General features: G+C 43.4%; 11 protein-coding genes. 3 read left to right on the plus strand and 8 right to left on the minus strand.

Annotated features, from left to right (window positions below; translation table 11 throughout):
* The first annotated feature begins 150 nt into the window (after positions 1-150).
* The 3 genes from KTR06_RS07560 (at position 151) to KTR06_RS07570 (ending at position 7,120) form a co-directional block, all read left to right on the plus strand.
* Positions 151-2,865, plus strand: a complete 2,715-nt coding sequence (locus tag KTR06_RS07560; protein WP_217290156.1) for a TonB-dependent receptor — start codon at positions 151-153, stop codon at positions 2,863-2,865.
* 43 nt (positions 2,866-2,908) lie between these two features.
* The gene (locus KTR06_RS07565) at positions 2,909-4,117 is read left to right on the plus strand and encodes a hypothetical protein (protein WP_061448026.1); all 1,209 of its coding nucleotides are present in this window, start codon (positions 2,909-2,911) and stop codon (positions 4,115-4,117) included.
* Positions 4,118-4,309: 192 nt separating this feature from the next.
* Positions 4,310-7,120: an ATP-binding protein gene (locus tag KTR06_RS07570; RefSeq protein ID WP_217290157.1), complete on the plus strand. Its 2,811-nt coding sequence runs from the start codon at positions 4,310-4,312 to the stop codon at positions 7,118-7,120.
* Positions 7,121-7,260: 140 nt separating this feature from the next.
* On the opposite strand, the gene KTR06_RS07575 is transcribed toward KTR06_RS07570, so the two are convergent.
* The 8 genes from KTR06_RS07575 to KTR06_RS07610 form a co-directional block, all read right to left on the minus strand.
* Entirely contained in the window at positions 7,261-8,700 is a 1,440-nt protein-coding gene (locus KTR06_RS07575; RefSeq protein ID WP_004312106.1) for an NADH-quinone oxidoreductase subunit N, read from the minus strand.
* A 37-nt stretch (positions 8,701-8,737) separates the two neighbouring features.
* Positions 8,738-10,222 (minus strand): NuoM family protein, encoded by a 1,485-nt coding sequence (locus KTR06_RS07580; protein ID WP_004312107.1) that lies wholly within the window; start codon positions 10,220-10,222, stop codon positions 8,738-8,740.
* Between the two features lie 38 nt (positions 10,223-10,260).
* The gene (gene nuoL, locus KTR06_RS07585) at positions 10,261-12,150 is read right to left on the minus strand and encodes an NADH-quinone oxidoreductase subunit L (RefSeq protein WP_009039049.1); all 1,890 of its coding nucleotides are present in this window, start codon (positions 12,148-12,150) and stop codon (positions 10,261-10,263) included.
* 191 nt (positions 12,151-12,341) lie between these two features.
* Positions 12,342-12,650: an NADH-quinone oxidoreductase subunit NuoK gene (gene nuoK / locus KTR06_RS07590; RefSeq protein WP_004312109.1), complete on the minus strand. Its 309-nt coding sequence runs from the start codon at positions 12,648-12,650 to the stop codon at positions 12,342-12,344.
* Positions 12,651-12,687: 37 nt separating this feature from the next.
* On the minus strand, positions 12,688-13,200 hold the full coding sequence (locus KTR06_RS07595) for an NADH-quinone oxidoreductase subunit J (RefSeq protein WP_004312110.1): 513 nt from the start codon (positions 13,198-13,200) through the stop codon (positions 12,688-12,690).
* A 2-nt stretch (positions 13,201-13,202) separates the two neighbouring features.
* A complete protein-coding gene (locus KTR06_RS07600) occupies positions 13,203-13,691 on the minus strand; it encodes a 4Fe-4S binding protein (protein WP_004305338.1) in 489 nt (162 codons plus the stop codon).
* 12 nt (positions 13,692-13,703) lie between these two features.
* Entirely contained in the window at positions 13,704-14,780 is a 1,077-nt protein-coding gene (nuoH, locus tag KTR06_RS07605; RefSeq protein WP_004312111.1) for an NADH-quinone oxidoreductase subunit NuoH, read from the minus strand.
* A gap of 20 nt (positions 14,781-14,800) precedes the next feature.
* Positions 14,801-16,393 (minus strand): NADH-quinone oxidoreductase subunit D, encoded by a 1,593-nt coding sequence (locus KTR06_RS07610; protein ID WP_004312112.1) that lies wholly within the window; start codon positions 16,391-16,393, stop codon positions 14,801-14,803.
* Positions 16,394-16,413 lie beyond the last annotated feature (20 nt).

The following is a 16,413-nucleotide window of genomic DNA, read 5'->3' on the forward strand; positions in this document are numbered from 1 at the left end:
ACTAATAGCGTAACTGATTGATAATACGTTTGTAACATCTTGTCATCATCTTGCAATGACTCTTTCAATAGATTGTATTTTTTTCGTCTTACGGTTGTAATGCTCACCCTCTATCTTTGCCAGCGTAATTAAAACGTAGAGCAAAGTTAGATGAAAAAACTATTTCTTATCCGATTTTCAGTGGCGGCCTTCTTTTGCCTGTTGTGTGTACTTCCTGCATTGGCTGCCAATATCAAGATTAAAGGAGCTGTGAAAGACAAACTATCCAAGGAACCTTTGATAGGAGCTACGATACGTTTGCTCGGAACTCAAGCCGGAGCAGTGACCGATATGGAGGGTAATTTCGAATTGAACAGCATGGGCGTTCTGGAAGGTATGTATGATATTGAGATTAAATATGTAGGCTATAAAACCGAAGTGCGCCGTAAAGTGCGTGTGGAGAATGGAAAACTGGTGATACTGAATCTGGAGTTGGAAACCGATGCACAGGAACTTGCCGATGTGGTGGTTGTAGCTAAGAAGAATAGGGAAAATGAGAATATGCTGTTGCTCGAACAGCAAAAAGCAGTCATTGCCGTACAATCTGTTGGTGTCAGGGAGCTTTCCCGTAAGGGTGTTTCGGATGCAGAAGGTGCTGTGACGAAAGTTGCCGGAGTGTCTAAACAAGACGGAGTGAAAAATGTCTTTGTCCGTGGATTGGGTGACCGGTACAATGCAACTACTTTTAATGGATTTGCTCTTCCTTCCGAAGACCCGGAATATAAGAATATCTCTCTTGATTTCTTCGGTACGGACATTATTCAGTCCGTAGGCGTAAATAAAGCATTCAACGCGGGAGGCAGCAGCGATGTCGGAGGGGCAACCATTGATATTGTATCCAAAGAACTCATTGGTAGCGGTCATCTGGGATTCGGCATTTCCGGTGGCTTGAATACACAAACGGTAGCAGCCGATTTTCTGAAACAGGATGGAGTGAACTTCATGGGCTTTGCCAATCGTACCGAACCTGCCGATGAAAACTCATGGAACTTCAGAAATAAGTTAGACCCTTCCGCTCAACATCTTCAAATCAACCGGAGTTACAGTATTTCCGGAGGTAAACGATTCTATGTCGGAAAAAACAAAAATCCGCTTTCTTTCTTCCTGACTGCCGGGCATACGACGGACTATCAGTATACGGATGAAATCATACGTAATACCACTACCAGCGGTACGGTATATAAAGATATGAATGGTAAGAAGTATGCGGAGAATATTAGTCAGCTGGCACTTGCCAATGTGGATTTCGATATGCAGAATCGTCATCACATCAGTTATAATTTGATGATGATTCATGCCAATACCCAGTCGGTGGGCGATTACAACGGCAAGAACTCGATTTTTAGTGACGACTATGAAAACCTCGGATTCACCCGTCGCCAACAAACAAATGACAATATGCTGATCGTTAACCAACTAATGACTAACTGGGGATTGACCAAATCATTAAGTCTCGATGCAGGTGCTTCCTATAATATGGTGAAAGGATATGAACCGGATCGTCGTATCAATAACCTGACTAAAGCGGAAGACGGCTATACGTTGCTAAGGGGCAACTCACAACAGCGCTACTTCTCAACTTTAGATGAAGACGACTTGAATGTAAAAGCAGGCTTGGTCTATCGTCTGAAAGATAATATAGAAGAGATTTCGAATGTCCGTTTCGGATATACAGGCCGATTCGTAGATGATAACTTCAAAGCCACGGAATATAACCTGACCGTAGGACATGTTTCTGCCATCCCTTCTTTAGACGACTTCTCGCTTGACGATTATTATAATCAGGAAAACTTTGCTTCCGACTGGTTCAAGATACAAAAGAACTTAGATGAATACATCGTAAAAAAGAATATTCATTCCGCTTATGCCGAGGCTACCTACCAGTTTACTCCCCGTTGGATTGTGAATCTGGGACTGAAATACGACAAGGTAGATATTGAAGTGGATTACAATGTGAATCGTGGAGGCTCTAAAGGAAACAATACCATCCAAAAAGATTATTTCCTGCCCAGCTTGAATCTCAAATACAATCTGAATGATAAAAACTCGTTTCGCCTGGGAGTTAGTAAAACATATACGCTTCCGCAGGCAAAGGAAATATCTCCTTACCGTTATGTCGGCGTGAACTTCAACAGTCAGGGTAATCCCAATCTGAAACCTTCGGATCATTATAACCTTGATCTGAAGTGGGACTTTAATCCCACTCCGACCGAGTTGATTTCTCTCACAGCTTTCTATAAATTGATTAAGAATCCGATATCCCGCATCGAAGTGGCAAGCGCCGGAGGTTATCTTTCTTATGAGAATATAGCGGATAAGGCAACCGTGGCAGGAGTGGAGATAGAAATACGTAAGACTCTGTTTGTCCGTCCGGTGAGTAATGCTGCGCACGGAATGAATAAACTCTCTTTGGGATTGAATGGCTCTTATATCTACACGAATGCAAAAATGCCTTTGGCAACGGTTACCACCGGTTCGCAACTGGAAGGAGCCGCACCGTGGATTGTCAATTTCGACCTCTCGCATAACTTCACGAAAGGAGAACGCAGTTTTGTCAATACATTGGTACTTAATTATGTGAGTGATAAAATATATACCATTGGCACACAGGGGTATCAGGATATGATGGAGCAGGGAGTACTGACACTGGATTTTGTGTCCCAAGCCAAACTGAACAAGCATCTTTCCCTTAACCTGAAAGCCCGCAACCTGCTGAATCCCTCTTATAAGTTAAGCCGCAAAGCGAACGAAAACGGGGAAAAGGTGATATTGAATGATTATAAGAAAGGAATAAATATAAGCCTGGGAGTGTCGTGTACATTCTAAGCCGGGTGATGAAATAAGATTATTAACTAATAATGAAAGCAAAATGAAAAGATTGTTTGTGAACTTTATGACGTTTGCCGTTATGGCAACAGCACTTACATTGACTGCATGTAGCAGTGATAGTGATGGAGACGGTGATGGTAACGGAGATGGTGGAAACAACGGTGGGACCGGTAGCTCTATTGTTGTGGGCGAAAATATCCTGTCCGGCACGCTGACCGGAGAACAGACACTGGAAGCTAAGGAATATATTCTGAACGGAACGGTAGTCATTGAAAATGGAGGCCGTCTGAATATCCCTGCCGGAACAACAATTAAGGCTCGCGAAGGTTTCAGCAGTTATCTGCTGGTAGCACAAGGCGGTAAACTTTATGCTGACGGTACAGCTGATAAACCGATTGTTTTCACTGCCAATTCAACAACCCCTACATCCGGCTATTGGGGAGGAATCATTATCAATGGTAAAGCTCCGATTTCCGGTTCGAACGCCAATAAGAGTGATACAGGTCTGACGGAAATCGACAACAACTATAAATACGGTGGTAATGTCGATAATGACAATTCCGGTTCACTGACTTATGTGAAAATCTGCTATGCCGGTGCTCGCTCTACTGCTGATATCGAGCACAACGGATTGACACTGAACGGTGTTGGAAACGGTACCAAGATCGAGAATATCTACATTCTTGAGAGCGCAGATGATGCCATCGAATTCTTTGGCGGTACGGTGAATGTAACCAACTTGTTGGCTGTGAACCCGGATGATGATATGTTCGACTTCACTCAAGGATATTCCGGTAAATTGAAAAACTGCTATGGCGTTTGGGAAAGCGGTTATACCAGTACGGAAGCAGATCCGCGCGGCATTGAAGCAGATGGTAACTTGGATGGCATTTATCCGGATCATTTACGTCAGTCAGACTTTGCGGTTGAAAATATGACAATCGTAAATAATGCTGCCAATACAACGGATAATGCAGACCGCATGCAAGACGTGATTAAAATCCGTCGTGGAGCAAAAGCTACGATCACCAATGCCCTTGTCAAAGGTTCCGGCGGTACAATCGATTTGATTGATATGAATGACAGTAAAGGGGCAGGAAGTGCTGCTTCCAGCATCAGCATCACCCATACATTGAGTTTTAAGAATAAGCTGAACGGTACATTGAATACATTTACCGAGCCGACTACGAATACTGGTGCAGATGCATCCCTGTTCACTTGGAGCGGATATAATTTCTCTTCCTTATAAATAAGATATAGAGTAGCAAAGTGTATATTTTTCAATAGGAGGTGTGGGAGAATTTGTAACAAACAGATTCTCCCATATTCTATTTATTTATTTTCGTAATCTTCTTTTAGCTTTTTTATTTGCTCCTTTATGGTATGAGTGATTACCTTTTTTGTATATTTGTCAACCTATTGTTTTACAATGATACAAAATATGCAAACAGACAACGAGCGATACAGAAAAATGGCTTCTCTTGCACAAATCGGGTGGTGGGAAGTAGATTTAACGGCAGGATATTATTTATGTTCCGATTATCTTTGTGATCTTTTGGGATTGGATGGTAATACTATCTCTGCTTCGGATTTTTTGAATCTGATACGTGAAGATTACCGCAAGCAGATTGCCCAGGAGTTCCGGGCAAATTCTTCTATCCATAAGGACTTTTATGAACAAACTTTCCCTATTCATTCGAAATATGGCGAGGTCTGGTTGCATACCCGTCTGGCTTTTCGTGAGAAGGGTACAGGTGTTGATGGAGGTGATAAGTCTTTCGGAATAATCCAGCGCGTTGAGGCTCCCAAGGAAGAAGATCAAAGGGATGCATTAAGGCGTGTGAACGATTTGCCTTGTCGTCAGAATTTTGTTTCGCAATCGTTGCTTCGTTTCCTACGTGATGAGGCAGTAGAATCTTGTATCGCAGATATTTTAAGAGATATTCTGAATCTTTATAATGGGAAAGGTCGTGTTTATATTTTTGAATACGACGAAATTTATGCCCATCATAGTTGTATCTACGAAGTTGTTTCTGAAGGAGTGTCGGCAGAGATAGACAATCTGCAGGACATGCCTGCCAGTGAGTCAAAATGGTGGAGTGAACAGATATTATCGGGCAAGCCAATTATTTTAAATACACTGGAGCAGTTATTAGAAGAGGCTCCTGATGAATATCAGATTCTTGTAGTTCAGGGAATCAAATCGTTAATGGTGACTCCTTTGATGACAGGCGACCGCGTTTGGGGATATATGGGGATTGATCTGGTTGAGACTTACCATGACTGGAGTAATGAAGATTTTCAATGGTTCTCCTCATTGGGAAATATTATAAATATCTGTATCGAGTTGCGTAAAACTAAGGACAAGGTAATCCGTGAACAGACTTTCCTAAATAATCTGTTTCATTTTATGCCGATGGGATATATACGTATGTCCATTATCCGTGACGAGAATAATAAACCTTGCGATTATCGGGTGACGGATGCGAATGAGGTCAGTTCAACCTTTTTCGGGCTTCCTTTGGAGTCGTATATTGGTTCTTTGGCATCTGAAAAGCATCCTGACTATCTCCAAAAACTTAATTTTCTGGAAGAAATACTGGATAGTAATTCTTATAGAGAGAAAGATGAATATTTCCCTCGAACGGAACGGTATACGCATTGGGTTATTTATTCTCCCGGAAAGGACGAAATAGTCGGTCTATTCCTCGATTCTACGGGATCGGTACAAGCTAACCGGGCATTGGATCGTAGTGAAAAACTCTTTAAGAATATCTTTGCTAATATTCCGGCAGGAGTAGAGATCTACGATAAGGACGGCTATTTGATAGATTTGAATAATAAGGATTTAGAAATATTCGGTGTAGTGAATAAATCGGATGTGATAGGGGTTAATTTCTTTGAGAATCCGAATGTGCCGCAGGGGATTCGTGATCGTGTGCGGAATGAAGATCTGGTGGATTTCAGACTTAATTATTCTTTTGAGCAAGCAGGAGGATATTATGAGACAAGCCGTTCTAATGTGATAGAACTATATTCGAAGGTTAGTAAACTATATGATAATGAGGGCAACTTCAGCGGATATATTTTAATAAGCATTGACAATACGGAGCGTATTGATGCAATGAACCGTATTCGTGATTTTGAGAATTTCTTCTTGATGATATCCGATTATGCAAAAGTAGGATATGCCAAATTGAATCTCTTGAACCGCAAAGGTTATGCTATAAAACAGTGGTATAAGAATTTAGGTGAGGAGGAAGATATTCCTTTGAGTGAGGTGGTAGCAGTTTATAGCCAAATGCATCCCGAAGACCGCAAGCGTTTCCTCGATTTTTATGATGGAGTCAGAGACGGAAAAAGGAGGCATTTCCAAGGGGAGATGCGTATTCGTCGTCCCGGAACGAAGAACGAATGGAATTGGGTCAGCAGTAATGTAATGGTCACCAATTATAAACCGGAAGAAAATGAAATAGAAATTATCGGTATTAATTATGACATTACAGAATTGAAGGAGACTGAAGCCGAATTGATTCAGGCACGTGATAAAGCAGAGATGATGGATCGTTTGAAAAGTGCTTTCCTTGCCAATATGAGTCATGAAATCCGTACGCCGCTGAATGCCATTGTCGGTTTCTCCGATTTGCTGGTAGAAACTGAAGAGCTGGCAGAACGTCAGGAGTATATTAAGATTGTACGTGAGAATAATGAACTTTTGTTGCAATTAATTTCAGATATACTCGATTTGTCAAAGATTGAAGCGGGTACATTTGAGTTTACTAACGGAGATGTAGATGTAAATCTGTTATGTGAGGATATTGTCCGCTCTATGGGGATGAAAGCGAAAGAAGAGGTGGAACTGGTGTTTGATGGTCATCTTCCGGTTTGTCATGTCATTAGTGACCGTAACCGTATACATCAGGTGATCTCTAATTTTGTTAATAATGCAATGAAGTTTACCTCTGAAGGAAGTATTCATGTGGGGTATAAACTAAAAGACGGAGAATTGGAGTTTTATGTCGAAGATACAGGCATCGGTATTGAAAAAGAGCAGTTGCCACATATCTTTGAGCGTTTTGTGAAGCTTAATTCTTTTGTACACGGTACAGGATTGGGACTTTCTATCTGTCAGAGCATCGTTGAACAATTAGGTGGGCGGATTGGCGTTGATTCTGAAAAAGGAAAAGGATCAAGGTTTTGGTTTACTATTCCCGGAGTGATCGTGACGGAAGAGATGAACTGTGCCCGGTAGAGTGGTAATAAGGCAGGTGAATATCTTCCTTCCTCATTAATAAAAGCGGCTTTTATATAGAAGAAACGGTCTTGGTTTTGATGTCGATTGATACTGACATGAAACCAAGACCGTTTCTTTGGTGAAAAGGTGTAGTCCGTTTAAATTCCGAACGACAGTTTATCGATGGATTGATATACGATACTTGCAATACCCAGTCCGATGATACCCAATGTGCAAAGTGCCAGTCCCCATTTTGTGCAACGGTCGCTGCGGAAAGTAGGAATCGGGTTGTCGGAAGGAGTGATGTACATTGCTTTTACAATCAATAGATAGTAGTATAATGAAATCACTGTATTTACCAATGCGATGAATACCAGCAAGTGGAAACCTGCATCGAAAGCAGCCATGAAGATAAAGAACTTAGAGAAGAATCCGGCAAACGGAGGGATGCCTGCCAATGAGAACAGAGACAGAGTCATCAAAAGAGCGATTTTGGGATTCGTTTTATAAAGTCCTGCGTAATCTTCGAGTGTGAATTTCTGACTGCGTAATGCCACGATAGTGATAACGGCAAATACTCCGAGGTTGGCGGCAGCATACACTAATACATAATATACCAAAGCTGTCATGCCTTGTGCTGTACCTCCGATAACGCCTAACATAATGTATCCCGCTTGCGAAATACTGGAGAACGCCATCAAACGTTTCAGGTTTTGCTGACGGACAGCAAATATATTGGCAATAGTGATAGAAGCGATGGTTACCCAATAAAGTACTTCCTGCCAGTCATTAATCATTGGAGCGAATACTTTGATAAGAACGGCCAATAATACAAATGCAGCCGATCCTTTTGATATAACACTCAAATAAGCGGTAACTGTACTCGGAGCGCCTTCGTAAACGTCTGCTGTCCATAAGTGGAACGGAACCAGTGATAACTTGAACGCCATTCCTGTGAAGAAGAATATAAATGCCATGATCTGTAACGGATTTCCGTCGATATGGGCAGGGAGGTCATCGAAATAAAGAGTCCCGGCAGAACCATAGATCATGGACAGACCAAACAACAGCAATGCACTGGAGAAAAGAGCTGTCAGAATGTATTTGGCACCTGCTTCGGCAGAGTTGTGACGGTATTTATCGAAGGCAATCAATGCTGCCATCGGAATAGAAGCTGTTTCAAGACCGATGAAGAACATCAGGAAATGTCCGGCGGAAATCATGAGATACATACCAAACAAGGTAGAGAGTGTAAGCACATAGAATTCTCCTTGTTTGAATGAAGTGTCTTCTCTTTTCATCCACTCGTGCGCCATCAGGAAAACAATCAGTGTACCGACATTCAGGATCGATTTAACAACTGTGTGCATCGGTACATAGTGATACATACCACCGAATGCATCGGTAGCAGTTCCCGGAATCAAGTTGATAGCCGTATGGATAGCCATCAGAATAACGGGCAACATGGTGTTCAGGCGTGCTTTCCCACTATTTTTGTGTGCATCCGGACTCATGAAGAGGTCAGCTAGAAATAGCAGCAGTAAGACAGCTATGAGCGACAGCTCTTCTCGCATATTTAGAAATTGTGAATAATCCATCTTGTTTATTTATGAATTAAGAATTATGATTTATGAGTTAGGGGATTAGTTGTGAGACAACCGGTAATACGCTTTCACCAATCATGTGGCTAACCCAGAAAGGAGCCATACCTAGTCCGGCAACGCAAACGATGAGGCAGATAACGGCTACACGTTCGTCCCAAGTTGCGTCGGTCAGTTCGAGGTGATGTTTGTTGGTGCAGGTTCCGTATAGAATCTTACCTACCAGGCGCAGGATGTAGACTGCGGTAATCACAATCGAAGAGCAGGCGATGATGGTCAGTGTGCGGTGAAATACGTCGTTGTTCTGGAAAGAGCCGACGAAGATGGTCATTTCAGCAATGAAACCGCTTAATCCCGGCAGACCGAGGTTGGCAAGACCGGCAATCACATAACATACACTAAGGAACGGCATAATTTTCATTAAACCGGCAAGTTCGCGAACGTCACGTGTGTGTGTACGTCCATATATCATACCGATCAGAGCAAAGAACAAGGCTGTCATTAATCCGTGTGAAAGCATTTGAAGGATTGCTCCTGTTGCTGCTGTCTGGTTTAGCATCAGAATGGCGAAAAGAACCAGTCCGCAGTGAGATACGGATGAATAAGCATTGATATATTTCAAGTCGGTCTGTACGCAAGCGGAGAAGGCTCCGTAGACTACAGAGATACCTGTCAGTATCAGGAATATCCAGGAAAGTTCGTTGGCTGCTTCCGGCATCAGATACATGGCGATACGGAAACATCCGTAACCTCCCAGTTTCATCAATACTCCGGCATGAAGCATGGATACGGCAGTCGGGGCAGAAGCGTGACCGTCAGGACTCCATGTGTGGAACGGGAAAAGGGCGCCCAATACACCGAAGCCGAGGAAAGTCAGCGGGAACCAGATGCATTGCTGTGCAAAAGGTATGTTGTGCAACTGTGCAATTTCGAGAAGGTTCATGGTGGTTGCTCCCGAGCCGAAATAGATTCCGAGAATACCGATCAATAGGAAAGCGGAACCGCCCATCAACATAAGGGTCAGTTTCATGGCTGCATATTCTTTACGTCCTGATCCCCATACACCAATCAGCAGGTACATCGGTATCAACGCAATTTCATAAAACATGAACATGGTGAACAAATCGACGGATATAAAGAATCCGAATACTCCCATAGACAACAGGGTGAACCAGAGGAAATATTCTTTCGTCAGCGGTTGCAGGCGCCAGGAAGCGAATGTACCGGTGAATACGATGACAGCAGACAATAACAACATGGCTACCGAAATTCCGTCAACACCTACTGAATAAGATATGTGAAGCGGGGCATACCAAAGCGTATCTGCACGGAAAAGCATTTCTGCCGTGTTTCCGGCGCTACGCTCTCCCAGATACAGGAATGTAAGTACGACGGAGGCAATCAGAAGTGCCGATGCGCCAGTAACCATAACCCCCCGGATGGCTTTGATTCCTCGTGCTGCCCAAAGTCCGGCCAGCATCAATAAGGGGATAAGTACGAATATGGATAAGAAATTCATCTTTATGATTTACTATTTAAAGATTTACTATTTACTATTTAGAGAATCAGCAGTAGGATAAGTGCCAATGCACCGCAAAGGAACACATACGCATATTGTTGTACCTGACCGCTCTGCAAACCACGAATCTCGTCGCTTGTTGTGTTGGTGGCCCATGCCAGGAAGTCAAAGAATCCATCCACTACATGACGGTCGAACCATGCGATAGGAGTAGAGATGCAGCGGAAGATAATCTTATGCGTAATAAACTGGTAGATATCATCAATATAGAAGCGATTATAGGCTGCCTTGTGCAGACCTTTGAATCGTTTTGCCAACGAATCAGCAACAGGCTGTTTGGCATTCTTGTACATCCATGTAGCGATTGCAATCGAAATAATCGCAATAACAACGCTCGTAATAGCTACTGACGGATCGAGATGGATAGAATAAGATTCACCATTCGAACTGATGAAGTGTCCGAAAGGAATAAATCCTGCTCCACAAGTTACAACAGCCAGGAACATTAACGGGAAAGTCATAGCCAACGGACTTTCGTGTGGTGTGTGATGTGCATGAAGTTCTTTGTTTTCCTTGCCCCAAAAAATACCGTAGTAAAGGCGGAACATATAGAAAGCTGTCATTGCAGCGATGACTGTCATCACCCATCCCATTACAGGGCTGTATTGGAAACAAGCAGCCAGAATTTCATCTTTCGAGAAGAAGCCCGAGAACGGAGGAATACCGGCAATAGCCAGACAAGCAATCAGGAATGTCCAGTGAGTGATCGGCATATATTTGCGTAAACCTCCCATAGCGGACATTTCATTAGAATGTACGGCATGAATGATGCTACCTGCACCGAGGAAGAGCAATGCCTTAAACATGGCATGTGTGAAAAGGTGGAACATGGAAGCCATGTAGCCCAAACCTCCTTCGTGTGGATTCATGGAAGTACAAACACCCAGAGCTACCATCATAAAGCCAATTTGTGAAATGGTAGAGAAAGCCAGTACACGTTTAATGTCTGATTGTACGCAAGCCACACTTGCCGCGTAGAATGCTGTAAATGCACCTACCCAAGCAACCATGTGCAGCGTATTCGGTGCGTATGTAATGAAAAGTGGGAACATACGTGCCACCAGATATACACCGGCAACTACCATGGTAGCCGCATGAATCAATGCGCTGACCGGAGTAGGACCTTCCATTGCATCCGGCAACCAGATATGCAACGGGAACATGGCACTTTTACCGGCACCACCGACAAACATCAGTCCGAGAGCCAACGGAAGCATAGAAGCTCCACCGCTTATCAAGGATACTGTATCCGGAGTGAATCCGAATGTACCACCGTAATATCCGTAAATCAGGATACCGATCAGGAAGCCCAAGTCAGCAAAGCGAGTAACAATAAACGCTTTCTTGGAAGCAGCGATGGCAGCCGGTTTTGTATAATAAAAACCGATTAGCAGGTAAGAACTTACCCCCACCAGCTCCCAAAAAAGGTACATCTGGAAGATGTTGGTTGCAACGACCAATCCCAGCATAGACATGGTAAATAGGGATAGGAAAGCGTAATAACGTTGAAAACCGACTTCTCCTTTCATGTAACCGAAAGAGTAGATATGTACCATCAGTGACACTGTAGAGATGACGATCAACATCATTACCGATATAGGATCGAGCAAGATGCCCAAGTCGAAGTGTAAAGTCTCTGTAAAAGGAAGCCACGTGAAGTTGTAAGGCATCAGTGTGGCGAATGTTCCGTCTTCCAGTCGTGGAGCGGAGAAATATTGGATAGCTGTAACGTAGGATAGTACTGCTACTGCTCCCAGTATCAGCGTACCGATTGTACCCGCTGTCCGGTGGGACATCCATTTACCTCCGATTCCCAATATGAGAAAGGAGAAGAAAGGAAGAAGGAGTATTAGAATTGTTAGTTCCATACAGTTTTATTTAATTACTTGAGTTATTATTATTAATTCTTGGTCTTATAGCTGATAATCACTATACTCGGACCTTCTGTTTGGTTTCCCGGTGTGAAACTAGTTGTTCCTCGGTGAGAAACACTTTGTTTCTCGGTGTGAAACGAAGTGTTTCAAGGGATGAAACACCTTGTTCCTGGGAATGAAACAAATCACCACTTCAACTCGTCCAGATTGCGCACCTGAATGCTTCGAAGATTACGATAAATGTTAATCATGATGGCGATAGCTATTGCAGTTTCCGCAGCCGAGATGGCGATGGAAAAGAGTGCAAAGAAATAACCCTCCATTCCCCCCGGAAAAAGGAAACGATTGAATACGGCGAAGTTGATGTCCGTAGCATTCAGCATTAACTCTACAGAAATCAGGATAGCCAGTGTATTTCGGCGGGTAAAGAATCCATAGATTCCTGCAAACATCATGATGGTAGAAACTACCAGGTAATATTCCATGTGTATCATATTCGAACTCTATTTTGATAGTTAATACTTAAAATTCCTATCTCTTACGTGCAATCATGATGCCACCGATGATACACGCCAGCAATAATATGCTGACAGCTTCGAAAGGCAATACATAACCGTATTTGTCACTACTTAATAAAGCGTTCCCGATAGCATGAATGCTAATTTCTTGCGGGGCCAAATTAGCTGTCTGCATGAAATCGTGCTTCAGTGTGATAAAAAGGATAATGGCTAAACCGGCAATCATAGTGAAGAGTCCGGCTAAGACTTTACTTCGTTTTGCTTTCTCGGCCCGGTCGCCTTCTCCACTGGTCAACAGGATGGAGAATACATAAAGAACGACGATACCACCGGCATAAACCATAATCTGAACGGAACCCAGAAAGGTGTAACCCAGCAAAAAATAGATGCCGGCCGTGCCGAAGAGCACGAAGAGCAGGTAGGTGGCCGAGCGTACGATACGTTGGGTAGTCACCGTCATGATGGACATAGCAATAATAAATGCTGCCAAAAAGTAGAATACTACTGTTTCAAGTGTTGATCCCATATCTAAACTTCTTTTTTCTTTTCTATTACTTTACTACCGTCGTGGTTCAACTTCAGGACAAGTTTCGTCCGGTCGAAGACTGCATGTTCGAAGTTCTGATCGAACGTGATGGCATCGTGCGGACAAGCATTGACACAGAGCTGGCAGAACATACAGGCACCCAAATCATATTCATAGGTTGCCAGGATTTTCTTCTTCTTTCCATCTTCTGTTTCGACGGTTTCGCTGGTCACTTTGATTGTATCGTTCGGACAGGCCATTTGACACAGTCCGCAAGCTACACAGCGATGTTCATTATTCTCATTGTGGGGCATATTCAGCGTACCACGGAAACGGTCGAACATTTTCAGCTCTTTCCGGTTTTCGGGATATTGCTCGGTCACTTTCTTACGGAAGTATACCTTGATGCTGGTTTTCATACCCGTTGCCAGTGTACTGATGCCATGCACCAGACCACCTAAGTACGTATATTTTTTATCTTTATATTCCATAATTTTCATTTATCAAAAGTGGAAGCCGAAAGCTACGCAGCATGCCATTAGTAATAGATTTACCATAGAAATTGGGACCAGGTATTTCCATTCCAGATTCAAGATCTGGTCGATACGCAAGCGTGGGAAAGTCCATTTGATCCACATCAGAAGGAATACCACAAAGAATGCTTTGGCGAAGAACCAGATAAAGCCCGGAATATAATCCATTACAGCATTAAATCCATCCAAACCAACAATGTGCAGCGGCATCCATCCTCCCAGGAAGATGGTGGCGGCAACACTGGCTACGATAAACAGATTCAAATATTCTGCCAGATAGAAGAAACCGAAGCCCATACCAGAGTATTCAGTATGATATCCGGCAGTCAACTCACTTTCTGCTTCGGGAAGGTCGAACGGGCCACGGTTACATTCTGCATTTCCGGCAATCAGATAGATGATGAAAGCAATGACCGCAGGAATATGTCCCTTGAAGATGAACCAACCATTAGCTTGTCCTTCTACGATTTCAGAAAATTGCATGGTTCCCGTCAGCACTACCATTGTCATGATACTCATACCAACAGAAAGTTCATAACTGATAATCTGTGCACCGCTTCGCATGGCACCGATCAAAGAGAATTTGTTGTTACTACCCCAACCGGCCAGCAAGATACCGACAACTCCAATGCTGGAAGCTGCCAACAGGAAGAACACGCCCACATTAAAGTCCAGAATCGCCGCACCTTTATTAAAAGGAATACAAGCGAAAGTCAGGAATGAAGCGATAATCACCATGAATGGAGCAAGATTGTAAAGGAAATGGTCGGCACCCTTCGGCATGAAGATTTCTTTGGTCAGCATTTTGAGCACGTCGCAGACCACTTGGATAGAACCCCATTTACCAACACGGTTCGGTCCAAGACGACACTGGAAGAAACCGCAGACCTTACGCTCCATGTAGATCAATATGATAGCCAGGATGGCATACAGTGCTACGAGGCACACGCCGACAGCTACACATTCTATAAAGATGGCTAATCCCTCCGGCATAATGGAGAGCAGTAGCTCATGTATCCAGTTTGTTACTATACTAAAGTCGAACATATATTTTTAATAATTAAGTATTATCTGTCAATATCCGGAACGACATAATCTATTGTTCCGCCAATAGCAATTAAGTCGGCAATCTTTGTGCCCCGGCAAATGGTGTCAATTGCAGCAACAAGCGGCAATCCCGTAGCACGGTAGTGCAGACGGTAAGGCGTTTTGTCACCCTGACTTTCCAGGAAGACACCAAATTCACCACGACTTCCTTCTACTGCTGCATAGTAACTGCCTTCCGGAACACGGATGATAGGTTTCATCTTCTCCTGATAAGGTCCCTCGGGAATATTGTCTATTAATTGCTCAATGATGTTCAGACTTTCCATGATCTCATCCATACGCACCAGGTAACGGGCAAAGCAGTCACCTTCCGTATAAACGATTTCTTTGAAATCGACTTTGTCATATACACCGTATGGCATTCGTTTACGTACGTCACACGCCCATCCTGATGCACGGCCTGTACCTCCGGTACAACCGAAAGAGATGGCATCTTCACGGCTTAACACACCGACGCCTTTCATACGGCTCTGTGCGATGATGTTACCCGTGAATATATCGTGATATTCGTGGATAATTCCTCTCATATATGGAATGAACTCTTTTACTCGTTTGACGAAGTTAGGATGAAGATCAGCCTGTACACCGCCAATCGTATTGTAGTTCATAATCAGACGTCCGCCGCAAGTTTCTTCAAAGATATCGAGAATTTTCTCGCGGTCACGGAATCCATAAAAGAATGCTGTCAACGCTCCTAAGTCCATAGCAAGACAAGAGTAGAACAGCAAGTGAGAATCGATACGTTGCAACTCGTCCATTATGGTACGGATGTACTGTACGCGTTCACTGACCTCAATGCCCATGGCTTTTTCAATACACATACACAATGCGTGACGATTTTGATGCGCGCCCAAATAGTCCAGACGGTCTGTCAAAGCTAATGTTTGAGGGTAAGTGAGGCTTTCATTCATTTTCTCGATACCTCGGTGGATATACCCGCAGTTCGCATCAATCTTACGAATAATTTCACCTTCCAGAGAAACACGGAAGCGCATTACACCATGAGTAGCAGGGTGTTGCGGACCGATGTTGACTACATATTCTTCTTCGCCGAACAGTTTCGTCTCTTTGTTCTTGATGGTTCCGTCCGGGTTCAGTTCTATTTCTTGAGTCGTATCAAACGTCTCTTCATTGGTCATGCACAGTGGGTTATCCTTTTCCGGGTCGTTATCTTTACGCATCGGATAACCAATCCAATCGTTGCGCAGGTAGAGCCGGCGCATATCAGGATGACCGACAAAGGTGATGCCATAAAAATCAAAAACTTCACGTTCGTAGAAGTCGGCTATCTTCCAGATGTCGCTGACAGACGGTATTTCCGGTAGCTCGCGGTTGGTTGTCGCTGTTTTTAGTGCTATCCGTTCGCCTGTAATGGTAGATTCCAGATGGTAGACTACGCCTAAGCCGCGGAGTTTTTCCGGAGCGTCTTTCTCATCGGCTACTCCCCAGTCCATACCGGTGAGGCTTTCGAGAAAGTCCATCTGTTTTTCATTTCGCAAGCGCAGCATCTCGTCGTGTAACGCTGCAGGAGCTATAAATTGTATTTCTTGCATAAATCAAATTAAATTAAGAA

This window comes from Bacteroides sp. MSK.20.12 (genome assembly GCF_019052435.1).
GTDB lineage: Bacteria > Bacteroidota > Bacteroidia > Bacteroidales > Bacteroidaceae > Bacteroides > Bacteroides xylanisolvens.